This window comes from Streptomyces rapamycinicus NRRL 5491, from assembly GCF_024298965.1.
In the GTDB taxonomy this organism is placed as follows: Bacteria; Actinomycetota; Actinomycetes; order Streptomycetales; family Streptomycetaceae; genus Streptomyces; species Streptomyces rapamycinicus.
The window spans coordinates 8,601,148-8,622,766 of sequence record NZ_CP085193.1; the positions used below are offsets into that span (position 1 = coordinate 8,601,148).

Consider the following 21,619-nt stretch of genomic DNA (forward strand, 5'->3'; position numbering starts at 1 on the left):
GGATCGCACCGGGACCGGAGTCGGGATCGCACCGTCCCCGGGACCGGGATCGCACCGTCCCCGGAACCAGGGTCGCACCTGCCCTGAGCCGGGCCCGGACCGGGGCCGGAACCCAGGCCGCGCCCGGCCGGAACAGGCCGCCGGAGCCCGGGATTCCACCCCTTCGTGGAGCGCCCCGGCGCGTTGGGCACCCTCCCCGCGCGACCCCAAATGGCGTCCAGTAGGGTTTGGTCCGCATAAACATCCAAACCCCTGCCCGCACCGGGCCGGCGACCGACCAGACAGACGGCCGCGGCGGACCGCGCGGGCGAGACTCTCGGGAAGGCGCTACGTGAGTCCCAACGGCTCCGACCGCTCGTCGCGGCGCCCGGTGCGGCGGAAGCTGCTGCAGGCGCTGGCCGCGGGCTTGGTCCTGGCGACCGCCACCGGTTGCACATCAAAGGACTTCCCCCGCCTCGGAATGCCTACCCCCGTCACGGAGGAGGCGCCGCGGATCCTCTCCCTGTGGCAGGGCTCGTGGGCGGCGGCGCTCGCCACGGGCGTCCTGGTCTGGGGCCTGATCATCTGGGCGGTCATCTTCCACCGTCGCAGCAGGACCAAGATCGAGGTTCCCGCGCAGACCCGGTACAACATGCCGATCGAGGCGCTGTACACCGTGGTCCCGATCATCATCGTCTCGGTGCTGTTCTACTTCACCGCACGCGATGAGAACGCGCTCCTCAAGACCTCCAAGAAGCCCGACCACGTGGTCAACGTGGTGGGCTACCAGTGGAGCTGGGGCTTCAACTACATGGAGAACGTGGACGGGTCCACCGCCACGCCCAAGCAGGAAGCCAAGGAGATCTCCGCGATCCCCCAGCGCATGCTGAAGGCGGTCCCCAAGGGCGCCGAGGGCGTCTACGAGGCGGGCACGCCCGGTGAGCGGAACCCGCAGACCGGCAACCCGGGTCCGACCCTGTGGCTGCCGAAGGGCGAGTCCGTCCAGTTCATCCTGACGTCCCGCGATGTCATCCACTCGTTCTGGGTGGTCCCCTTCCTGATGAAGATGGACGTCATCCCGGGTCACACCAACCGCTTCGAGGTCACTCCGAACCGCGAGGGCACCTTCAAGGGCAAGTGCGCCGAGCTGTGCGGCGTCGACCACTCCCGGATGCTCTTCAACGTCAAGGTCGTGTCGCCGGAGCGTTACCAGCAGCACCTCAAGGAGCTGGCGAAGAAGGGCCAGACCGGCTACATCCCGGCGGGCATTGAGCAGACGGACGCCGCCAAGAACGCGGAGACCAGGACATCGTGAGCATCCTCAACGAACCCCAGGGTGCCGGCACCACCGCCTCGCAAGAGCGGGAAGCGCCGGTACGTCGGAAGCAGCCGGGCAATGTCGTCGTCAAGTGGCTGACCACCACTGACCACAAGACGATCGGCACGCTCTACCTCGTCACGTCGTTCGCGTTCTTCTGCATCGGCGGCCTGATGGCGCTCTTCATGCGCGCCGAGCTGGCCCGTCCGGGTACGCAGATCATGTCGAACGAGCAGTTCAACCAGGCGTTCACCATGCATGGCACGATCATGCTGCTGATGTTCGCCACCCCGCTGTTCGCGGGCTTCACGAACTGGATCATGCCGCTGCAGATCGGTGCGCCCGATGTGGCGTTCCCGCGGCTGAACATGTTCGCGTACTGGCTGTACCTCTTCGGTTCGCTGATCGCGGTGGGCGGATTCCTGACTCCGCAGGGCGCGGCCGACTTCGGCTGGTTCGCCTACTCCCCGCTGTCGGACGCGGTCCGTTCGCCGGGTATCGGCGCGGACATGTGGATCATGGGTCTGGCCTTCTCCGGCTTCGGCACGATCCTCGGTGCGGTCAACTTCATCACCACGATCATCTGCATGCGCGCTCCGGGCATGACGATGTTCCGGATGCCGATCTTCACCTGGAACGTGCTGCTGACCGCGGTGCTGGTCCTGCTCGCCTTCCCGGTGCTGGCCGCCGCGCTGTTCGCCCTGGAGGCGGACCGAAAATTCGGGGCGCATGTCTTCGACGCGGCCAATGGCGGAGCGTTGCTCTGGCAACACCTCTTCTGGTTCTTCGGCCATCCAGAGGTGTACATCATCGCGCTGCCGTTCTTCGGCATCATCTCCGAGGTCATTCCGGTCTTCTCCCGGAAGCCGATGTTCGGTTACATCTCCCTGATCGCCGCGACCATTTCGATCGCCGGTCTCTCGGTGACGGTGTGGGCCCACCACATGTATGTCACCGGCGGAGTGCTACTGCCGTTCTTCTCGTTCATGACGTTCCTCATCGCGGTGCCGACCGGTATCAAGTTCTTCAACTGGATCGGCACGATGTGGAAGGGGTCGCTGAGCTTCGAGACCCCGATGCTCTGGGCGGTCGGCTTCCTGATCACCTTCACCTTCGGTGGTCTGACCGGTGTGATCCTGGCGTCGCCGCCGATGGACTTCCACGTCTCCGACTCGTACTTCGTGGTGGCCCACTTCCACTACGTGGTCTTCGGCACCGTGGTCTTCGCGATGTTCGCCGGATTCCACTTCTGGTGGCCGAAGATGACCGGCAAGATGCTGGACGAGCGGCTCGGCAAGATCACCTTCTGGACGCTGTTCGTGGGCTTCCACGGCACCTTCCTGGTGCAGCACTGGCTGGGCGCCGAGGGCATGCCCCGCCGGTACGCCGACTACCTGGCGGCCGACGGCATCACCACGCTGAACACCATCTCGACCATCAGCTCCTTCCTGCTGGGCCTGTCGATCCTGCCGTTCCTCTACAACGTCTGGAAGACCGCCAAGTACGGCAAGAAGGTCGAGGTCGACGACCCCTGGGGCTACGGCCGTTCGCTGGAGTGGGCGACCTCCTGCCCGCCCCCGCGGCACAACTTCCTCACCCTCCCGCGGATCCGCTCCGAATCCCCGGCGTTCGACCTGCACCACCCGGAGATCGCGGCGCTCGACCAGCTCGAGAACCACGGTGCGCCTGACGATGACAAGGCCCTCGCGGGTGGTAAGGAGGCCAGCAAGTGAAGGTCCAAGGCCGGATGTTCATCTGGCTCTCCGTCTTCATCCTCGCCACGGCGGTCGTCTATGGCGTGTGGTCGAAGGAGCCGGCCGGCACCACCGCGCTCTTCCTCGCCTTCGCGCTGAGCATCATGATCGGCTACTACCTGGCCTTCACGGCCCGCCGGGTGGATGTCGGTGCGCAGGACAACAAGGACGCGGATGTCGCGGACGACGCCGGCGAGCTGGGATTCTTCTCCCCGCACAGCTGGCAGCCGCTCTCCCTGGCCGTCGGTGGCGCCCTGGCCTTCCTGGGCGTGGTCTTCGGCTGGTGGCTGCTCTTCTTCTCGGCCCCGATCATCATGATCGGCCTCTTCGGCTGGGTCTTCGAGTACTACCGCGGCGAGAACGCCAACCAGTAGCCCTGACCGGCTGATACGAGCGGGGCCCGGACACCTCCCCAGGTGTCCGGGCCCCGCTCGGCGTCGCGGGCCCGCACGGCCCCGCACGGCCCCGCCGGGCCCCGGTTCACTCCGGTGCCTCACTCCGCGCGCCGTTCCCGGACCCCGTTCTTACGTTGGCTCCATGAGCCACACACCTCGATCACTCAGAAGCCGGGCGGTGCTGACCTGCGCCCTGCTGGTGGCGCCGCTGATAGCGGGTCTGAGCGGATGCGGGGGATCTCCCGACCCCCTGTCCGCCAAGCCGTACGACGCCGCCGATCAGATCTCGTTCAGCGGTGACGGCGAAGGCCGCAAGGCCAATCCGGACAAGCCGCTCGAAGTGACGGCCAAGGACGACGACAGCCGGATCACGGATGTCACGGCCACCGACGCCGCGGGCCGCTACGTACGGGGTGAGCTGACCGACGACGGCAGGCACTGGCGCAGCACCGTGCCGCTGGCCGCGGGCGCCCACTACACGCTGAAGGTGTCCACGGAGGACGGAGGCGGCGCTCCGGGCCGCCGTACGGTCGACTTCACCACCAGCTCCGCCCACCGGCTGCTGAAGGTCACCTTCGGCCCCAAGGCGGGGGAGTACGGGGTGGGGCAGCCCATCACGGCCAAGCTGAGCCGGGCCGTCAAGGATCCCTCGGCCCGCGCCGTGATCGAGCGCGCCCTGAAGGTGGACTCACGGCCCGCGGTGGAGGGCGTCTGGCACTGGGTGGACAGCCGGAACCTGCACTACCGTCCGCAGGAGTACTGGCCCGCCCACGCCACCATCTCGGTGCACTCCAACCTCAAGGGCATCCGGATCGGCGGCGGGCTCTACGGCGGCGCGGCCAAGTCGCTGCGGCTGACCACCGGCGACCGCCTCGAGGCACTCACCGACTCCGGCACCCACCAGATGACGGTGAAGCGCAACGGGGTGCCGATCCGGACCATCCCGATCACCACCGGGATGCCCGGATTCGACACCCGGAACGGCATCAAGGTCATCCTGGCCAAGGAATCCGCCGTACGGATGACGGGCGCCAGCATCGGGCTCGGCGCGGGCTCCTACGACCTGATGGTCTACTGGGCCGCCCGGGTCACCAAAAGCGGTGAATACGTCCATGCCGCGCCCTGGTCCACCGGTTCGCAGGGCTACGCCAACGTCAGCCACGGCTGCACGGGCATGAACACGGCGAACGCCCAGTGGTTCTTCAACACCGTGCGCCTGGGCGACATCGTCCAAGTGGTGCACAGCAATGGAGACGACATGGCGACATTCGACAACGGCTACGGCGACTGGAACATGGCCTGGGCGGACTGGCGCAAGGGCAGCGCCGTCGCCTCCGGCCAGTCCGACGCCACCCCCGCCGACTCCGCCCGGCTCCGGCCCCAGGTCTGAGCGGACGGTGCGAGACGGTGAGGTCAGGCGTCCACGGCGAGCCGCTTGCGGAGCAGCCCGGCCAGCGCGTCCGCCAGGGCCACCGGGTCCACCGGATGCGTGACCGCGGCCTCCGCGCGGCTCCAGGTGGCCAGCCAGGCGTCCTGCGGGCGGCCGATGAGCAGCAGTACCGGCGGGCACTGGAAGATCTCGTCCTTGATCTGCCGGCACACGCCCATCCCGCCCGCGGGCGCCGACTCACCGTCCAGCACACAGGCGTCGATGCCGCCCTCCTCCAGCGCCGAGAGAACGGCCGGGAGGGTGGCGCACTCCAGGAACTCCACCGGGGGCACATCGGCGGCGGGCCGGCGCCCGACCGCCAGGCGCACCTGCTCGCGGGTGCTCACGTCATCGCTGTAGACCAGCACCGTTGCGGTGGGCCGCATCATGACCTCCGGACGAAGTAAGTGATCTGCCGGGCTCCTGAGGCGGATGCTACTCCCGTACAGCCGTCCGGAGGAGGGGGTGTACGGATCTCTCCCTCCTTCGGGGGACTGTCCGGAACAGCCCCGACGAGCAGGGTCGATGTCCTCGACGCGGCCCTTGACACTCCGAACGGGACCCCCGGGAGTGAGCGCTGGATAAGCGACCGACATAATGTCGGTCGTGGCGACAGCAACAGCAGTAGAAACCGGGCACGCGCACCCGTCGGTCAACCGGCCGAACCTCACCAGCGTCGGAACCATCATCTGGCTGAGTTCCGAGCTGATGTTCTTCGCGGCCCTCTTCGCGATGTACTTCACCCTGCGATCGGTGACCGGAGCCGAGCACTGGAAGGAAATGGCGTCCTCGCTGAACTTCCCGTTCTCGGCGACGAACACCACGATCCTGGTGCTCTCCTCCCTCACCTGCCAGCTCGGCGTCTTCGCCGCCGAGCGCGGCGACGTGAAGAAGCTGCGCTCCTGGTTCGTGATCACCTTCATCATGGGCGCGATCTTCATCGGCGGTCAGATCTTCGAATACACCGAGCTGGTCAAGAAGGACGGGCTTTCGCTCTCCTCCGACCCCTACGGCTCGGTGTTCTACCTGACCACCGGCTTCCACGGCATGCATGTGACGGGCGGCCTGATCGCCTTCCTGCTTGTCCTGGGCAGGACGTACGCGGCCAAGAGGTTCACCCACCAGCAGGCGACGGCGGCCATCGTCGTGTCCTATTACTGGCACTTCGTCGATGTCGTCTGGATCGGCCTCTTCGCCACGATCTACATGATCAAGTAAGCCGGTCACCGCACCGGAACCACGTCCTTAACAGCATCGACGCAGAAGATCCTGACACCGGGGTAATCCGTGAAAAAGCTCTCCGCACGACGGCGCCATCCGCTGGCTGCGCTCGTCGTCCTACTCTTCGCGCTGGCGGTCACTGGGGGGCTGTACGCCGCGTTTTCGCCGAGCGAGGCGAAGGCCGACGACAGCTCCGCCCAGTCCCTCGCCATCGAGGAGGGCAAGAAGCTCTATGCCGTCGGCTGCGCCAGCTGCCATGGCACGGGCGGTCAGGGGACCTCTGACGGCCCGAGCCTGGTCGGCGTCGGCTCCGCCGCCGTGGACTTCCAGGTCGGCACCGGCCGCATGCCCGCGCAGCAGCCGGGCGCCCAGGTGCCGAAGAAGAAGAAGATCTACTCGGACGCCGAGACCGAGCAGCTCGCGGCCTACATCGCGTCGCTCGGCGCGGGTCCGGTGACGCCCACCAAGAGCGAGTACAGCCCGGACGGCGCGGACGTCGCGAAGGGCGGGGAGCTCTTCCGTACGAACTGCGCGCAGTGCCACAACTTCGCCGGTAAGGGTGGTGCCCTCACCAACGGCAAGTTCGCGCCGGCTCTCGACGGGGTCAGCCCCAAGCATCTCTACGAGGCCATGCAGACCGGCCCGCAGAACATGCCCTCCTTCCCCGACACCGTGATGCCGGAGAAGAACAAGCAGGACATCATCGCCTACCTCGACACGGTCAACAGCGACAAGAGCAAGACCCCCGGTGGTCTTGAGCTCGGCGGGCTCGGCCCGGTGAGCGAGGGTCTGTTCGGCTGGGTCTTCGGCATGGGCGCGATGATCGTCCTCACCATCTGGGTCGCCGCCCGGACCGCAAAGGCCAAGAAGTCATGAGTAGCCACGAGATTTCAGAAGCAGAAGACAAGCTGCCGGAAGGGCGGGGGGCCGAGAGCGCCGTAAGGCCGGCCGAGGACCCGTTCGCCGACCCGGGGCTGCCCCCGCACGAGCACCGTAAGCAGGACATCGACGAGCAGGCCGCGAGGCGCTCCGAGCGCACCGTCGCCCTGCTCTTCACGGTCTCGATGCTGGCCACGATCGCCTTCATCGCGGCGTATGTGGCGCTCCCGGTCGACAGGTACATCTACGTCTTCCCGATCGGGCACATCAGCGCGCTGAACTTCGCGCTGGGGCTGACGCTCGGCATCGCGCTGTTCGCCATCGGCGCGGGCGCGGTCCACTGGGCCCGCACCCTGATGTCCGATGAGGAGATCGCCGACGAGCGCCACCCCATCGAGGCCAGCCCCGAGGTCAAGTCGAAGGTCCTCGAGGAGTTCGCCACCGGCGCCAAGGAGTCCGGCTTCGGCCGGCGCAAGCTGGCCCGCAACACCCTCTTCGGCGCGCTCGCGCTGGTGCCGCTCTCCGGCATCGTGCTGCTGCGGGACCTCGGTCCGCTGCCGGGCACCAAGCTCCGGCACACCAAGTGGGCCAAGGGCAAGCGGCTGATGAACTACAACACGATGCAGCCGCTGCGCCCCGAGGACATCGCCGTCGGCTCGCTCACCTTCGCCATGCCCGAGGGCATGAGCGAGGAGCAGCACGACTTCCAGACGGAGATCGCCAAGGCCGCCCTGATGCTGGTCCGGCTCCAGCCGGAGAACATCAAGGACAAGCGCGAACTGGACTGGTCGCACGAGGGCATCGTCGCGTTCTCCAAGATCTGCACCCACGTCGGCTGCCCGATCAACCTCTATGAGCAGCAGACCCACCACGTCCTGTGCCCCTGCCACCAGTCGACCTTCGACCTCTCCGACGGTGGCCGAGTGATCTTCGGTCCGGCCGGTCACGCGCTGCCGCAGCTGCGGATCAAGGCCAACGACCAGGGGTACCTCGAAGCCATGGGCGACTTCTCGGAGCCCGTCGGTCCTGCTTACTGGGAGCGCGGATGAGTACTACAAGCGACAGCGCCGCGCAGCGCCGGGGCAAAGCGCCCGCGGGTGAGCGCGTCGCGGACTGGGCCGACGGCCGGCTGGGCATCTACAGCCTGGCCAAGGCCAATATGCGCAAGATCTTCCCGGACCACTGGTCCTTCATGCTGGGCGAGGTCTGCCTCTACAGCTTCATCGTCATCATCCTCACGGGTGTGTACCTGACGCTGTTCTTCCACCCCAGCATGTCGGAGGTCGTCTACGAGGGCCCGTACGTCCCGATGCAGGGCGTGCGGATGTCCGACGCGTTCAAGTCGACCCTCGACATCAGCTTCGAGGTACGCGGCGGTCTGCTGATCCGGCAGATCCACCACTGGGCCGCGCTGGTCTTCCTCGCCGGCATGTTCACGCACATGATGCGCGTGTTCTTCACCGGTGCGTTCCGCAAGCCGCGTGAGATCAACTGGCTGTTCGGCTTCCTGCTGTTCTTCCTCGGCATGCTGACCGGCTTCACCGGCTACTCGCTCCCCGACGACCTGCTCTCCGGCACCGGTCTGCGGTTCATCGAGGGTGTGTTCCTGTCGATCCCGGTGGTCGGCACGTACATCTCGATGTTCGTCTTCGGCGGCGAGTTCCCCGGCACGGACCTCATCGCGAGGCTCTACCCGGTCCATGTCCTGCTGCTGCCGGGCATCATGCTCGGTCTGCTGGTGGCGCACCTGATCCTGGTCTTCTACCACAAGCACACGCAGTACCCCGGGGCCGGAAAGACCGAGAAGAACGTCGTCGGCATGCCTCTGCTGCCGGTCTACATGGCCAAGGCGGGCGGCTTCTTCTTCCTGGTCTTCGGTGTGATCGCGGTCCTCTCCGCGGTCGCGACCATCAACCCGATCTGGACCATCGGCCCCTACCGGCCCGACCAGGTGTCCACCGGCGCCCAGCCCGACTGGTACATGGGCTTCGCCGAGGGTCTGGTCCGTGTGATGCCCGGCTGGGAGATCACCGCCTGGGGCCACACGCTCGTCCTGGGCGTGTTCATCCCGATCGTGCTCTTCCCGCTGGTCCTGTTCGCGATCGGGCTCTACCCGTTCATCGAGTCCTGGATCACCGGCGACAAGCGTGAGCACCACATCCTGGACCGCCCGCGCAACGCCCCGACCCGTACGGCCTTCGGCGTCGCCTGGCTGACCGCGTACTTCGTGATGCTGATCGGTGGCGGTAACGACCTGTGGGCCACTCACTTCCACCTGTCGATCAACTCGATCACGTGGTTCGTGCGGATCGGCTTCTTCGCCGGCCCGGTCCTGGCGTTCATCGCCACCAAGCGGGTCTGCCTCGGCCTCCAGCGGCGCGACAAGGACAAGGTGCTGCACGGCCGCGAGACCGGCATCATCAAGCGGCTGCCGCACGGTGAGTTCATCGAGGTCCACGAGCCGCTCTCGCAGGAGCAGCTGCACACGCTCACCCAGCACGACCAGCCCGAGCCCTACGAGATCGGCCCGGAGGTCGACGAGAACGGGGTCAAGCGGAAGATAAAGCGTTCCCAGAAGCTCCGTTCGAAGCTCTCCAAGGGCTACTACGGCGGGGACAACGTCATTCCGAAGCCGACCCGCGAGGAGCACCACGAGATCACCAGCGGCCACGGCCACCACTGATCTCCCGGTACCTCCGCAGCGACCGGTTTCTTCATACAGCTACGCCACAGACCAGGGCCCCGGCCCGGACCACACGGTCCGGCCGGGGCCCCGGCCGTGCGGCCGATAGGCTTGCGACGGGCCGCTGAAGTGCGCGGACCCCTTCCCTGCCCACCCCCACGGATCCAGGAGCGGACCATGGACGTTGTGACCCCCGCCGGAGGCGACAGCACCGCGACGGCCCGCACCTGGCCGGACGTACTGAGCTCGCTGATCGCCGGCCGGGACCTCGATGCCGACGACACCGCCTGGGCCATGGACCGGATCATGCGGGGCGAGGCCACCGACGCCCAGATCGCCGGTTTCGCGATCGCGCTGCGTGCCAAGGGCGAGACGGTCTCCGAGGTGGCCGGTCTGGTGCGGGCCATGTACGAGCACGCCCGGGTGATCGAGGTGCCCGGGGCGACCGTGGACATCGTGGGCACCGGCGGCGACCGCGCCAGGACCGTCAACATCTCCACCATGTCCGCGCTGGTCGTCGCCGGTACCGGCGCACGGGTGGTCAAGCACGGCAACCGCGCCGCGTCCTCCGCCAGCGGCGCCTCCGACGTGCTGGAGAAGCTCGGCGTCAACCTGGACATCACCCCCGAGCGGGTGGTCGAGGTCGCCGAGGAGGCCGGGATCACCTTCTGCTTCGCGGTGAAGTTCCACCCCTCGCTGCGGCATGTCGCCTCGGCCCGCCGCGAACTGGGCGTCGCCACCCCGTTCAACCTGCTCGGCCCGCTGACCAACCCGGCGAAGGTCACCTGCCAGGCGACCGGGGTCGCCGACGCCCGTATGGCGCCCATCATCGCAGGGGTGCTGGCCGAGCGGGGCTCCTCCGCGCTGGTCGTCCGGGGCGACGACGGGCTGGACGAACTCACCGTGACCACGACCTCCCAGGTGTGGGAGGTCCGGGACGGCGCCGTGCGCCAGGAGACGTTCGACCCCCGGGACGTGGGCGTCGAACGGGCCCCCGTGGAGGCCCTGCGCGGCGCGGACGCCTCGTACAACGCCGATGTGGCACGTCGGCTGCTGGCGGGCGAGCGGGGCCCGGTCCGGGACGCGGTGCTGCTGAACTCGGCGGCGGCGCTGGTGGCGCTCGAACCGGACCCGGGGGACAAGCCCCTGACGGACCGGATCGGGGCGGGTGCGGCGCGGGCCGCCGAGTCGATCGACTCGGGCGCGGCGCGCGACGTCCTGGAGCGGTGGGTCCGGGCCACCCACGCCTAGGCGGTCCGGCGGGTCTTGGCGGCTGGGGCTCCGCCCCTTGACCCCTGGGGTTCTGAGGTCTGGCAGCCCTTGCCACGCCGGACGCCCCTGCGCGGGCCCCTTACGGTGCCCATGGTCTGTCCGGGATGCGGACAGACCATGGGCACCGGCGTCTGACATGGCATACTCCTGCCCAGGTCACGAGCGACAGCGACTACGGCCCCGGCCCGCTGTCCGGCAACCCTCCGTCCGTGGCGGGGTGCCCCGGGTGATGACCAGGCCGCCAGGCAGCGAGGCCGGCGGCAAGCGCGGACCCCTCGCACTAGGGGTCCTGGTGGTCGAGGGAGTTCTTCCGTGATGCAGCGAATGCGCTAGGGCCGAGCGGCCCGTCTCTCCTCCATGTGCTCCGCGCGGTGCGGCCGTGCGTCGAGCGATTTCCCGCGCCCTTTTTCGGCCGGCTCGCCGCCGCCGTTTCCGTGCGCGTCACGCATTCCTTCGACCCCCTCGGGAGACTTCGCCATGTCCGCGCGCCCCGCTGCCACCACCGCCACCTCTTCCTCTTCCGCCACCGCCTGTGAGCCGCTGCCCGTGCTGGGCGACGATGTCCTGGTCCCCCTGGTCACCGGCGGTGAGGTGAGCTACGCGGCGCTCGACTACGCCGCCAGCGCCCCCGCGCTGCGGCGGGTCTGGGACGACATCGCCGCGTACGCGCCCTACTACGGCAGCGTGCACCGCGGGGCGGGCTACCTCTCGCAGCTGTCCACCGACCTCTTCGAGAACAGCCGTAAGGACGTCGCCGCCTTCCTGGGCTGCCGCGAGGACGACCAGGTCGTCTTCACCCGCTCCACCACCGATTCGCTCAACCTCCTGGCCGCCGTGGCGCCCCTGGGCACCGAGGTCTTCGTCTTCGAGACCGAGCACCACGCCTCGCTGCTGCCGTGGGAGCAGCGGGAGGACATCACCGTCCGCTACCTCAGCGCCCCGCGCTCCCCGCGGCAGGCGGTGCAGACGCTGGAGAAGGCGCTCGCGGGGCGCGCCGGGGGCCCGGCGCTGGTGTGCGTGACCGGCGCGTCCAATGTGACCGGCGAACTGTGGCCGGTGCGGGAGCTGGCAGAGGCCGCGCACGCCCACGGCGCCCGTATCGTCCTGGACGCCGCGCAGCTGGCCCCGCACCATCCCGTGGACATCGCCGGGGCGGACGTCGACTGGGTGGCCTTCTCCGGACACAAGCTGTACGCGCCCTTCGGGGCCGGAGTGCTGGCCGGGCGGGCGGACTGGCTGCGCGAGGCCCGGCCGTATCTCGCGGGCGGCGGCGCCAGCCGTAAGGTCACCCGCAGGGACGACGGCGGCGTCGACGTCGAGTGGCACACCACCGCCGCCCGGCACGAGGCGGGCTCGCCGAACGTCATCGGCGTCTACGCGATCGCGTCGGCCTGCAAGGCGCTGACCGAGGCCGGTTTCGAGGGCCTGGTCGCCCGTGAGCGGCAGCTGATCGAGAAGGTGCGGACGGGGCTCGCCGAGGTGCCCGAGGTGCGGGTGCTCTCGCTGTTCGGCGACGACGCGCCCCGGGTCGGCGTGCTGTCGTTCGTGGTGGAGGGGTGGAACAGCTCCCACTTCGCGGCGGCGCTCTCCGCGGAGTACGGCATCGGCGTACGCGACGGGCTGTTCTGCGCCCATCCGCTGGTCCGCACCCTGCTGGACAGCGAGCCCGACGAGCCGGGCGAGTGCGGCGCGCCCGAGGCCGCGCCGGGGGAGCGGTCGCTGAACGCGATCCGGGTCAGCTTCGGGGCGGGCACGCCCGACGAGCATGTGGAGCGTTTCGTGGGCGCCGTGAAGGAACTGGTGCGCGACGGCGCCCGCTGGAACTACCGCACTGAGGACGGCCGCTGCGTCCCGGACCGCGGCTGAGCCCGTTTGGCCCAGCAGCCCGGCGCGCGCCGGGCCCTGCCGGGGCCCTTTCCCCTCCCTGCCCCTCCTCGCAACCAGGGGCTCCGCCCCTGGACCCCAGGAGACCGACGAGCCGACCGCCGCCGCCGTGAACACCTGCACCGGCGAGCCGGTCGCGGGTGGCGCGGCGGATGACCGGGCGCGTCCGGGCGTCCGGCCGGGGTCTGGGGCGGAGTCCCGGTCTCGCTTCGTTCCTGGACCCGGGGGTCGATGAGCCGACCGCGGCCGCGATCAGCTGACCGGCCAGGGTGCCGACCGCGTCACCTGTGAGGCGGTGGTCGAGTGGCCGGCCGGTGAGCGGGGCCAGGGGGTCCGTGGGGCGGGTAGTGAGGGCGTGAATACCTGCACCGGCGGGCTGGCCGCGTCGCCGCGCCGACGCGGCGGATGACTGGGCGGACGCCCGCGCGCTTCCGGGTTGTCCGGCCGGGGTCTGGGGGAGCGCCGGTTTCGCGTCGCCCCTGGGTTTCGGGGGTGACGAGGCGGCCGTCGTCGTGAGCGCTTGCGGCGGTGGGTTGATCGCGGTCGGCGGGCCGACGGGGCGGATGGCCGGGCGGGCCTTCGCGCGCGTCCGGGGTCTGGGGTGGAACCCCAGTTGCGGGAAGGGGCGGGAGGGGAATGGCCCGCCGCAGGCGTCACGAGCCGCCAGACACCCTCTAGCCGTCCAGGCCGATCGCGAACGCCGCCTCCAGGTCGTGCTGCGAGTACGTCCGGAAGGCGATGTGGGTCTCGGTCGAGGCGACCCCCGGCAGCTTGCTGATCTGGCCCGTGATGATGTCCGCGAGGTCGTCGTGCCGTGCCACCCGCACCATCGCGATCAGATCGTGCGCGCCGGTGACCGAGTAGACCTCGCTCACACCCTCCAGCGCGGCGATCTTCTCGGCGGTCTCCGGGATCTGGTCCACGTTGGTCTTGATGAGCACGATCGAAGTGATCACGGCTGGCTTTCTCCCTCACTGGGCCTGGCTGCGCCGCCCACTCTAGCCGTCCGCCCGAACCGGGCCCACGCGTAGAGAAAGCCGAGCGTGAAGCCCACGAGATGGGCGAGATAGGCGACGCCGGGGCGGTCGTCGGCCTGCCGGGCGGCCAGCCACTGGAGGGCCACCCAGAAGATCAGCACGGCCCAGGCCGGAAAGCGCAGCGGGAGGAAGAGCAGGAACGGGAAGAGGCTGGTCACCCGGGCGCGGGGGAACAGCCACAGAAAGGCGCCGAGCACCCCGGAGATGGCCCCGGAGGCGCCCACCAGGGACTGGGCCGAGTCGGCGTGCGCGGCGGCGTAGCCGAGGAGTGCCAGATAGCCGGTGGCGAGGTAGAAGACGGCGAACTGGAAACGGCCCATCCGTTCCTCGGTCATCGCGCCGAAGACATAGAGGAACAGCATGTTGCCGAGCAGGTGCAGCCAGTTGCCGTGCACGAACAGCGCGGTCAGCGGCGCGAGCGGCTGATCGGGGTCGCCGCTCCACAGGGCGCTGGGCACCACCCCCCAGCGCTCGAAGTAGGTGGACTGGGCCTCCACCAGCCGCCCGCCCGAGCCATAGCCGGGGTTGAGCCCCGAGGCCGGTCCGAGGACGAAGATCAGGCAGCAGCTGACGATCAGGCCGTACGTCATCCAGGGGCGGCCGGGCCCCGCCATCCAGGGGCGGTGGCGCCCCGACGACGTCTCGATCATGGGCAGATCATTCCGTACCGGGCGCAACCTCCACAGAGCGCCTCGCCGCGCTGCGCCGGGTCGTGGCAGCGGACCGGGCCCGGCGCGGGCCAGGGCTCAGGCCGTAGGGTTACAGGACGCCGCCGACGAGCCGAGAAGCGAGGATCCGCAACCATGGCCGTGCCACTGCCGACCACCCAGACCCGCTGGCGTTGCACACTGTGCGGCAATCTCACCCGGTTCGATGTGACCCGCTCGACCAGAGCCGTGGAGTATGTGCACCTCGACTTGGCGGGGGAACCCAGAGTCGAGGAACGCGAGGTGCTCAGTGAGACCATTGAGTCAGTGCGTTGTCGCTGGTGCAACGCGGTCGACCAGGTAGAACTCGTGGATCGTCCGAGCACCGGCCAGAGCGCCTGAGAACGGAGCGGTGACAGGTGGTGGAGCGGACCGGTGACCCCGGGGCGGCCGGTGACGCCGAGGGCGTCCCCGAGGCGCTGGACCGCCCCCTGCCGGAAGGGGTGCGACGGCGCGTGGTGGCGCTGGTCGCGGACGCCTTCGGCGGTCTGACGGTCACCGAGCTGCCCACCCAGCTGCGGCAGTACGCCCGGTTCACCCCGACCCGCCGCGCCAAGTTCGCGGGCAACGCGATGGCCGCCGCGGTGGAGAGCGACCCCGTCTTCCGGCAGCGGATCGCGGGACGGCTGCGGGAGACCCAACGGGAGCTGGCCGAGGCGATCGAGGGCGGTTCGCCGCCCGCCGCGGCCGATCCGGTGGATGTCGCGGCGGTGGCGTATGTGCTGCGCCCGGTGGGCTGGGTCAAGCTGGTCGAGGCGGCGGGCGAGGAGGCCCAGCGGGCCTCCGCCGAGCGGGCCGGTGAGGAGGCGGCGCGCGAGCTCCAGCGGCTGCGCGACGAGCTCGCCGAGGCCAAGGCGGCCACCCGGCACGAGACGGAGCGGACGCGCACCGAGCTGGAGTCGGCCCGCAAGGAGAACGACGTGCTCCAGCGCAAGCTGCGCAGCGCGCAGAGCGATGTGAAGCGGGGCGCGGCCGCGCTGCGCAAGATCGAGGCGGAGCTGGACTCCGTACGGTCGGAGGCGGCGGCCCGTCAGGCCACCGCGGACAGCGAGGCACGGCGGCTGCGGGCCCGGCTCGCGGAGGCGGAGTCGGCGCTGGAGGCCAGCCGGCGGGCGGTGCGCGAGGGGCGCAGCGTGGAGGACATGCGGCTGCGGCTGCTGCTGGACACGGTGCTGGACGCGGCGCAGGGGCTGCGGCGCGAACTGGCCCTGCCGCCCGCGTCGATGCGCCCGGCGGACACGGTGGACGCCGTGGAGCCGGGGAAGATGACGCCGAAGGACATAGCGACCAGGGCGCTGTCGGAGATGGACCCGGCGCTGCTGGACCAGCTGCTCGCGCTGCCCCAGGCGCATCTGGTGGTGGACGGCTACAACGTCACCAAGACCGGCTATCCCACGATGCCGTTGGAGAAGCAGCGGCTGCGGCTGCTGGGCGGTCTTGCGGTGCTCGCGGCCCAGACGGGCGCGGAGATGACCTGTGTCTTCGACGGGGCGGAGCTGGCCGCTCCGGTGCTGCTCGCGCCGCCGCGCGGGGTGCGGGTGCTGTTCAGCAAGCCGGGTGTGACGGCCGACGAGTTGATCCGGCAGCTGGTGCGGGCCGAGCCGCCGGGCCGTCCGGTGGTGGTGGTGTCCACCGACCGCGAGGTGGCCGACGGGGTGGCGCGCGCCGGAGCGCGCCCCGTGGCATCGGCGTTGCTGCTGAAGCGACTTGCCCGTTCCTGAGCCGTCATGGCCCGGTCGTCCCTCCCTGCGCCCCGGTTGCCCCGTTTCTCCGTTCCACGGCCGAAGTGCCCGAATCACTTCGAATGGCTTCACAAGTCTGACCCGGGGCACTTGTGGTGTCAGCGGAGCGTCATCGACCATCACTGCCTGTACGATATTTGTAAAAGATGCGCTCGCGGACCGACTTTTTTGCCGTCGGGATTTGAACGGATCACGGCGGGGTCACTATCGTCAGCTCGAACCTTCGCGCGGTTGATCACCCATCCGGGGTGACAGCGGAGGTACCGCCGAGTCCGCGCCCTGTCGCGGAGCCGGGGCTTCACAACCCCCCAACTCCCGGTAGGCGGCTGGAGGAAGAAGGAGCTCGCCTTCGTGGCGTCCCACCGTCGACCCAAGCAGCCGAGCCGCACTCGGGTAACCGTCCTCACCGCGACCGCGGCAGCCGCCGTCGCTCTCACGTCCCAGGCCGCCCAGGCCGCTCCGAAGCAGGACAAGAAGGACGTCAAGGAGCAGGTCGACAAGCTCTACGAAGAGGCGGAGCAGGCGACCGAGAAGTACAACGGCGCCAAGGAGAAGCAGCAGAAGCTGGAGAAGCAGGTCGGCGAGCTCCAGGACAAGGTGGCGCGCGGCCAGGAGGACCTCAACAAGCTGCGCAACGGCCTCGGTTCGATGGCCACCGCCCAGTACCGCTCCGGTGGGATCGACCCCTCGGTGCAGCTGCTCCTCTCCTCCGACCCGGACACCTACCTCGAGAAGGCGTCCACCCTCAGCCAGCTGAGCGGCAAGCAGGCCGAGTCCCTGCGGAAGATCGCCGACAAGCAGCGCACCCTCAAGCAGCAGCGCGAAGAGGCGTCCACCAAGCTCAAGGACCTTGCCGACACCCGTAAGGCGCTCGGCAAGAAGAAGGACGAGATCCAGGGCAAGCTGTCCAAGGCCCGGAACCTCCTCAACACCCTCACGGCCAAGGAGCGCGCCAAGCTGGCGGCCCAGGACGCCGAGCGCGCCAACCGCTCCAGCGAGCGCGTCGATCTCGGCAACGAGGTGCCCGAGTCGGGGCGTGCCGCCGCCGCGCTGGCCGCCGCCAAGACGAAGATCGGCCTCCCGTACGTCTGGGGCGCGACCGGTCCGTCCTCCTTCGACTGCTCCGGACTCACCGGCTGGGCCTACCAGCAGGCCGGGGTGCAGCTGCCGCGGATCTCCCAGGACCAGGCCAACGCCGGTACCCGCATCAGCCGGGGCGAGCTCAAGCCGGGCGACCTGGTGCTCTTCTACGGCGACCTGCACCACATAGGCCTCTACGCGGGCGGCGGCCAGGTGCTGCACGCGCCCAAGCCCGGTGCCGGTGTGCGCTACGAGTCGATGGACAACATGCCGTTCCAGTTCGGCGTCCGGGTCTGATCCGGAAGTCCTGCGAACCAGGCTTCAAACCGTCTCAACCGCAATCCTTTCGGGCGAATCTCCAGCGCCCTCGCTGATCCTCCGCCCCGCCGGTGACCTGCGTCAGTCGGCGGGGCGTCAGTGTGCCCGCACCTCACGGCCGTTGGACCGTGGGTGGCGCCGCGGCTACTGTCTGCCCGCAGTTCTCAGCCCGACACTGCGGAAGGGAGTGCGGCTTCCCATGGCGTCCTGTCGCCGCGTCGCGAAACCCCGGTCCGGCCGGGCCACCGTCTGGACCGCCGCCTCGGCGGCCGCGGTGGCCTCCGCCGCCGCGCTGTCCGCCGTGCCGGCCGGTGCCGAGCCGCACGACCCGGCGGGCCGTCCGTCCGCCCGGTCCGCCGGCGACCGGATCGCCACGCTCTACGCCCAGGCCGAGCGGGCCACCGAGCGCTACAACGCGGCCGAGACGCGCGCCCGGGCCCTGCGCCGCCAGGTCGGCCGGGTCCAGGACCGGGTCGCCCGCGGCCAGGAGCGGGTCAACCGGATGCGGACGGCGCTCGGCGCCCTCGCGGGCGGCCAGTACCGCACCGGTGGGATCGACCCGGGCCTCGCCCTGCTGCTGTCCGGGGACCCGGCCCAGTACCTCGACCGGGCCGCCACCCTGGATCGGATCACCAGCCGTCAGACCGCCCAGCTGCGGGTGGTCCAGGGCGCCCAGCGGACGCTGCGGCAGGAGCGCGCGGAGGCCGCGGCCAAGCTGGTGAAGCTGGAGCACAGCCGTAAGGAGGTGGCCCGTCACAAGCGGGCGGTCCAGCGCCGGCTGGCCACGGCGCGGCGGTTGGTGAACGCGCTGCCGCCGGGGGAGTGGGAGAGCTACGCGCGCCGCGCCTCGCGGGCGGGCGGACGGGAGCACGGCGCCCTCGCCGGGCTGGTGCCGGGCGCGCTGCCCGGCGGCCGCTCCGCTTCCGGTTCCGCTTCCGGTTACGGCCTTGACGAGCTCGCCGGGGGCCTGCCGGGCGGGCCGCACGCCGGGCCGTCCTCGGGGCGTGCCGCCACGGCGTTCGGCGCGGCACGGGCGGCCCTGGGGCTGCCGTACGCATGGGGCCAGGCCGGTCCCAGCGCCTTCGACTGCTCCGGGCTGATGCAGTGGGCCTACGCCCACGCCGGGGTGGCCATTCCGCGGACCTCCCAGGCCCAGGCGCACGCCGGGCAGTCGGTGCCGCTGTCCCAGGCCCGGCCCGGCGATCTGGTGGTCTACCGCTCCGACGCCAGCCATGTGGCCATGTACGCGGGCAACGGGCAGGTGATCCACGCCCCTTACCCCGGGGCGCGGGTCCGCTACGACCCCGTGGGCATGTTGCCGATCTCTTCCATCACTCGCGTCTGAACCCGGCGCGCGGGCTCGTACGATCTAAGACGTGGCGGGTCGGTGGAGATCGGGCGGATGGCGGGCGCTGCTGTGCCTGCCCCTGGTGGGCGCGTTCTTCCTGACCGCGCTGAGCGGCTGCGGCCCCGTCCCCGCGCCCGACGACCCCGAGGGGCGCGACGGCCGGGCCGTGCAGCGCATGCTGGACCAGCGGGCGGCGGCGGTCCGGGAGCGGGACGCGGACGGCTTCCTCGCCACCGTCGACCGCGGCTCGGCCGGGTACCTGGCCGAGCAGCGCCGGGTGTTCCGGCAGATGTCCGCCGTACCGCTGCGCTCCTGGACCTACCGCCTGGTGCGCACCGGCGGCTTCGAGCCCGCGCGGGTCGGTGGCCGCAGCCTCGCCGCGCAGGTCGAACTCCGGTACCGGCTGAAGGGGTACGACACCGCGCCGGTCGTCTCCGCCCAGTACCTCACCCTCGCCCGGCGCGGCGGGCAGTGGTACGTCGCCTCCGACGACGGTGCGGTGGACGGCAAGCGCGGTATGGAGCAGCTGTGGGACCAGGGCACGGTCGACGTCGTGCGCGGCGCCCACAGCCTCGTCCTCGGCGTCGGCCAGGACCGGCGGGTGCTGCGCGCGGTCGCCGACACCGCGGACCGGGCGGTGCCCGTCCTGGGCAAGGTCTGGCCCCATGAGTGGGCCGGGCGCGTCGTGCTCGAGGTCCCCGCCTCCCTGAGCCGGATGGCCGCCCTGCTCGGCGCCTCCGCGGACGGCTACCGCGGGATCGCCGCCGTCACCACGGGCGAGGTCGGCGGGGCCGGTGACGAGACCCCCGCCGACCGCGTGATCGTCAACCCGGAGGCGTACCAGGTCCTCGGCGACTTCGGCCGGCGCGTCGTGATCACCCATGAGACGGCCCATGTGGCCACCCGCACCGCCACCAGCGCCGCCACCCCGCTCTGGCTCTCCGAGGGCTTCGCCGACTGGGTGGGCTACCGCACCCCGGGCCGCACCCCCCGCCAGATCGCCCCCGAACTCACCGACGCCGTCACCGCCGGGCACCTGCCCGCCGCGCTCCCGCGCGACGACGACTTCCGCTTCGGCAGCGACCCCGACCGCCTCTCCCGCGCCTATGAACAGGGCTGGCTCGCCTGCCGCCTGATCGCCGACACATGGGGCGAGAAGAAGCTGGTCGACTTCTACCGCGCGGTGGGCCGGGCGCACGAGCGCTCGGGCGCGGTGGAGCCGGCGCTGCGGAAGGTGCTCGGGGTGAGCGTGCGGGACTTCACGTCGCGGTGGCGTAAGTACGTGGCGACCGAGCTGGGCTGAGCCCCGGGCCCGTACGCGGCGACCGAGCTGGGCTGAGCCCCGCGCGCTGTATGTGGCGACCGAGCCGATCCCCGGGCCCGTACGCGGCGACCGAGCCGGTACTGTCGGCCAGGATGGACAAGACCCTGCTCGTGACCAACGACTTTCCGCCCCGCCCCGGCGGCATCCAGGCGTTTCTGCACAACATCGCGCTGCGCCTGGACCCGGACCGGATCGTCGTCTACGCCTCCACCTGGAAGCGCGGCCGGGAGGGTGCCGAGGCCACCGCCCGGTTCGACGCCGAGCAGCCGTACCCGGTCGTCCGGGACCGGACCACCATGCTGCTGCCCACCCCGCGCGTCACGCGCCGCGCGACCGCGCTGCTGCGCGAGCACGGCTGCACCTCGGTGTGGTTCGGCGCCGCCGCGCCGCTGGGGCTGATGGCCCCCGCGCTGCGCGCGGCCGGGGCGCGGCGGCTGGTGGCGACGACACACGGCCACGAGGCGGCCTGGGCGCAGCTGCCCGCCTCACGGCGGCTGCTGCGGCGGATCGGCGGGGCCACGGACACACTCACCTATCTCGGTGAGTACACCCGCTCCCGTATCGCCGCCGCGCTCGACCCCCGGGACGCCGCCCGCATGGTCCAACTCCCGCCCGGTGTGGACGAGAAGACCTTCCACCCCGGCTCGGGCGGCGATGAGATCAGGGCCCGGCTGGGCCTGGCCGAGCGGCCGGTCGTGGTCTGTGTCTCCCGGCTGGTGCCGCGCAAGGGGCAGGACACGCTGGTCCGGGCCATGCCGCGGATCCTGCGGCGGGTGCCGGACGCGGTGCTGCTGATCGTCGGCGGCGGGCCGTACGCGAAGGATCTGCGCCGTCTAGCGGAGACCACGGGCGTGGCCGAGTCGGTGCGGTTCACCGGCCCCGTCCCCTGGGAGGAACTGCCCGCCCACTACGGCGCGGGCGACGTCTTCGCCATGCCCTGCCGCACCCGCCGCGGCGGGCTGGACGTCGAGGGCCTCGGCATCGTCTATCTGGAGGCGTCCGCGACCGGTCTGCCGGTCGTCGCCGGGGACTCGGGCGGGGCGCCGGACGCGGTGCTGGACGGCGAGACCGGATGGGTCGTACGGGGCGACTCCGCCGAGCAGGGCGCCGAGCGCGTCGTGACCCTGCTGGAGGACGCGGAGCTGCGCCGCCGTATGGGCGAGCGGGGCCGCGCCTGGGTGGAGGAGCGCTGGCGCTGGGATCTGCTGGCCGACCGCCTGAAGTCGCTGCTGTGACGGCTTGGGCGGTG

The 21,619-nt window shown here is 70.5% G+C and carries 19 protein-coding genes and 1 riboswitch; of the genes, 16 read left to right on the forward strand and 3 right to left on the reverse strand.

The features are described 5' to 3' along the window. Nucleotides 1–331: 331 nt before the first annotated feature. From ctaC to LIV37_RS36100, 4 genes are all read left to right on the forward strand, one after another. Nucleotides 332–1,294 carry an aa3-type cytochrome oxidase subunit II gene (ctaC, locus tag LIV37_RS36085; protein WP_020872003.1) on the forward strand — a complete coding sequence of 321 codons (963 nt, stop codon included), beginning with the start codon at nucleotides 332–334 and terminating at the stop codon, nucleotides 1,292–1,294. Continuing rightward, nucleotides 1,291–3,030, forward strand: coding sequence for an aa3-type cytochrome oxidase subunit I (gene ctaD, locus LIV37_RS36090; protein ID WP_020872004.1), 1,740 nt, complete (start codon nucleotides 1,291–1,293; stop codon nucleotides 3,028–3,030). Before ctaC ends, ctaD begins: the two co-directional genes overlap by 4 nt. Then, nucleotides 3,027–3,425 carry a cytochrome c oxidase subunit 4 gene (locus LIV37_RS36095; protein WP_020872005.1) on the forward strand — a complete coding sequence of 133 codons (399 nt, stop codon included), beginning with the start codon at nucleotides 3,027–3,029 and terminating at the stop codon, nucleotides 3,423–3,425. The genes ctaD and LIV37_RS36095 overlap by 4 nt, the downstream gene beginning before the upstream one ends. A gap of 163 nt (nucleotides 3,426–3,588) precedes the next feature. Beyond that, on the forward strand, nucleotides 3,589–4,836 hold the full coding sequence (locus tag LIV37_RS36100; RefSeq protein ID WP_121824099.1) for a L,D-transpeptidase: 1,248 nt from the start codon (nucleotides 3,589–3,591) through the stop codon (nucleotides 4,834–4,836). A gap of 23 nt (nucleotides 4,837–4,859) precedes the next feature. Here the strand turns inward: LIV37_RS36100 and LIV37_RS36105 are convergent, their stop codons facing one another. Next, nucleotides 4,860–5,261 (reverse strand): hypothetical protein, encoded by a 402-nt coding sequence (locus LIV37_RS36105; protein ID WP_121825065.1) that lies wholly within the window; start codon nucleotides 5,259–5,261, stop codon nucleotides 4,860–4,862. Between the two features lie 211 nt (nucleotides 5,262–5,472). Between LIV37_RS36105 and ctaE the strand changes: the two genes are divergently transcribed. The 6 genes from ctaE to LIV37_RS36135 all read left to right on the forward strand — a co-directional run bounded on the left by ctaE (nucleotide 5,473) and on the right by LIV37_RS36135 (nucleotide 12,796). Further along, the gene (gene ctaE, locus LIV37_RS36110) at nucleotides 5,473–6,093 is read left to right on the forward strand and encodes an aa3-type cytochrome oxidase subunit III (RefSeq protein WP_020872008.1); all 621 of its coding nucleotides are present in this window, start codon (nucleotides 5,473–5,475) and stop codon (nucleotides 6,091–6,093) included. A 69-nt stretch (nucleotides 6,094–6,162) separates the two neighbouring features. After that, nucleotides 6,163–6,972 carry a cytochrome bc1 complex diheme cytochrome c subunit gene (gene qcrC / locus LIV37_RS36115; RefSeq protein ID WP_020872009.1) on the forward strand — a complete coding sequence of 270 codons (810 nt, stop codon included), beginning with the start codon at nucleotides 6,163–6,165 and terminating at the stop codon, nucleotides 6,970–6,972. Next, entirely contained in the window at nucleotides 6,969–8,024 is a 1,056-nt protein-coding gene (qcrA, locus tag LIV37_RS36120) for a cytochrome bc1 complex Rieske iron-sulfur subunit (RefSeq protein WP_020872010.1), read from the forward strand. Before qcrC ends, qcrA begins: the two co-directional genes overlap by 4 nt. Continuing rightward, the gene (gene qcrB / locus LIV37_RS36125) at nucleotides 8,021–9,658 is read left to right on the forward strand and encodes a cytochrome bc1 complex cytochrome b subunit (RefSeq protein WP_020872011.1); all 1,638 of its coding nucleotides are present in this window, start codon (nucleotides 8,021–8,023) and stop codon (nucleotides 9,656–9,658) included. Before qcrA ends, qcrB begins: the two co-directional genes overlap by 4 nt. A gap of 177 nt (nucleotides 9,659–9,835) precedes the next feature. After that, complete coding sequence (gene trpD, locus LIV37_RS36130) at nucleotides 9,836–10,909, forward strand: anthranilate phosphoribosyltransferase (protein WP_020872012.1); 1,074 nt, start codon at nucleotides 9,836–9,838, stop codon at nucleotides 10,907–10,909. A gap of 175 nt (nucleotides 10,910–11,084) precedes the next feature. Beyond that, a riboswitch (SAM riboswitch) is annotated at nucleotides 11,085–11,203 on the forward strand. A 204-nt stretch (nucleotides 11,204–11,407) separates the two neighbouring features. Beyond that, nucleotides 11,408–12,796, forward strand: coding sequence for an aminotransferase class V-fold PLP-dependent enzyme (locus LIV37_RS36135; RefSeq protein WP_020872013.1), 1,389 nt, complete (start codon nucleotides 11,408–11,410; stop codon nucleotides 12,794–12,796). Nucleotides 12,797–13,488: 692 nt separating this feature from the next. Here the strand turns inward: LIV37_RS36135 and LIV37_RS36140 are convergent. After that, on the reverse strand, nucleotides 13,489–13,770 hold the full coding sequence (locus tag LIV37_RS36140) for an Lrp/AsnC ligand binding domain-containing protein (RefSeq protein WP_020872014.1): 282 nt from the start codon (nucleotides 13,768–13,770) through the stop codon (nucleotides 13,489–13,491). Next, the gene (locus tag LIV37_RS36145; RefSeq protein ID WP_020872015.1) at nucleotides 13,767–14,501 is read right to left on the reverse strand and encodes a rhomboid family intramembrane serine protease; all 735 of its coding nucleotides are present in this window, start codon (nucleotides 14,499–14,501) and stop codon (nucleotides 13,767–13,769) included. The genes LIV37_RS36140 and LIV37_RS36145 overlap by 4 nt, the downstream gene beginning before the upstream one ends. Nucleotides 14,502–14,654: 153 nt before the next feature. On the opposite strand from LIV37_RS36145, the gene LIV37_RS36150 reads away from it, so the two are divergent. The 6 genes from LIV37_RS36150 (at nucleotide 14,655) to LIV37_RS36175 (ending at nucleotide 21,605) form a co-directional block, all read left to right on the forward strand. Continuing rightward, the gene (locus tag LIV37_RS36150) at nucleotides 14,655–14,900 is read left to right on the forward strand and encodes a hypothetical protein (protein ID WP_020872016.1); all 246 of its coding nucleotides are present in this window, start codon (nucleotides 14,655–14,657) and stop codon (nucleotides 14,898–14,900) included. Between the two features lie 17 nt (nucleotides 14,901–14,917). After that, the gene (locus tag LIV37_RS36155; protein ID WP_020872017.1) at nucleotides 14,918–16,279 is read left to right on the forward strand and encodes an NYN domain-containing protein; all 1,362 of its coding nucleotides are present in this window, start codon (nucleotides 14,918–14,920) and stop codon (nucleotides 16,277–16,279) included. A 372-nt stretch (nucleotides 16,280–16,651) separates the two neighbouring features. Beyond that, a complete protein-coding gene (locus tag LIV37_RS36160) occupies nucleotides 16,652–17,677 on the forward strand; it encodes a C40 family peptidase (RefSeq protein WP_020872018.1) in 1,026 nt (341 codons plus the stop codon). Nucleotides 17,678–17,897: 220 nt separating this feature from the next. Beyond that, nucleotides 17,898–19,043 (forward strand): C40 family peptidase, encoded by a 1,146-nt coding sequence (locus LIV37_RS36165; RefSeq protein WP_020872019.1) that lies wholly within the window; start codon nucleotides 17,898–17,900, stop codon nucleotides 19,041–19,043. A 70-nt stretch (nucleotides 19,044–19,113) separates the two neighbouring features. Further along, nucleotides 19,114–20,349 (forward strand): hypothetical protein, encoded by a 1,236-nt coding sequence (locus LIV37_RS36170; protein WP_121825064.1) that lies wholly within the window; start codon nucleotides 19,114–19,116, stop codon nucleotides 20,347–20,349. 113 nt (nucleotides 20,350–20,462) lie between these two features. Beyond that, nucleotides 20,463–21,605 (forward strand): glycosyltransferase family 4 protein, encoded by a 1,143-nt coding sequence (locus LIV37_RS36175; protein WP_020872021.1) that lies wholly within the window; start codon nucleotides 20,463–20,465, stop codon nucleotides 21,603–21,605. Nucleotides 21,606–21,619: the final 14 nt, after the last annotated feature.

Bases quoted from the DNA above. Each gene is read 5' to 3' on its own strand.
- ctaE (WP_020872008.1), top strand. From the start codon at position 5,473: ATGTCGGTCGTGGCGACAGCAACAGCAGTAGAAACCGGGCACGCGCAC.
- LIV37_RS36165 (WP_020872019.1), top strand. From the start codon at position 17,898: ATGGCGTCCTGTCGCCGCGTCGCGAAACCCCGGTCCGGCCGGGCCACC.
- qcrA (WP_020872010.1), top strand. From the start codon at position 6,969: ATGAGTAGCCACGAGATTTCAGAAGCAGAAGACAAGCTGCCGGAAGGG.
- qcrB (WP_020872011.1), top strand. From the start codon at position 8,021: ATGAGTACTACAAGCGACAGCGCCGCGCAGCGCCGGGGCAAAGCGCCC.
- LIV37_RS36150 (WP_020872016.1), top strand. From the start codon at position 14,655: ATGGCCGTGCCACTGCCGACCACCCAGACCCGCTGGCGTTGCACACTG.
- LIV37_RS36145 (WP_020872015.1), bottom strand. From the start codon at position 14,501: ATGATCGAGACGTCGTCGGGGCGCCACCGCCCCTGGATGGCGGGGCCC.
- LIV37_RS36105 (WP_121825065.1), bottom strand. From the start codon at position 5,261: ATGCGGCCCACCGCAACGGTGCTGGTCTACAGCGATGACGTGAGCACC.
- LIV37_RS36175 (WP_020872021.1), top strand. From the start codon at position 20,463: ATGGACAAGACCCTGCTCGTGACCAACGACTTTCCGCCCCGCCCCGGC.
- LIV37_RS36135 (WP_020872013.1), top strand. From the start codon at position 11,408: ATGTCCGCGCGCCCCGCTGCCACCACCGCCACCTCTTCCTCTTCCGCC.
- trpD (WP_020872012.1), top strand. From the start codon at position 9,836: ATGGACGTTGTGACCCCCGCCGGAGGCGACAGCACCGCGACGGCCCGC.
- LIV37_RS36100 (WP_121824099.1), top strand. From the start codon at position 3,589: ATGAGCCACACACCTCGATCACTCAGAAGCCGGGCGGTGCTGACCTGC.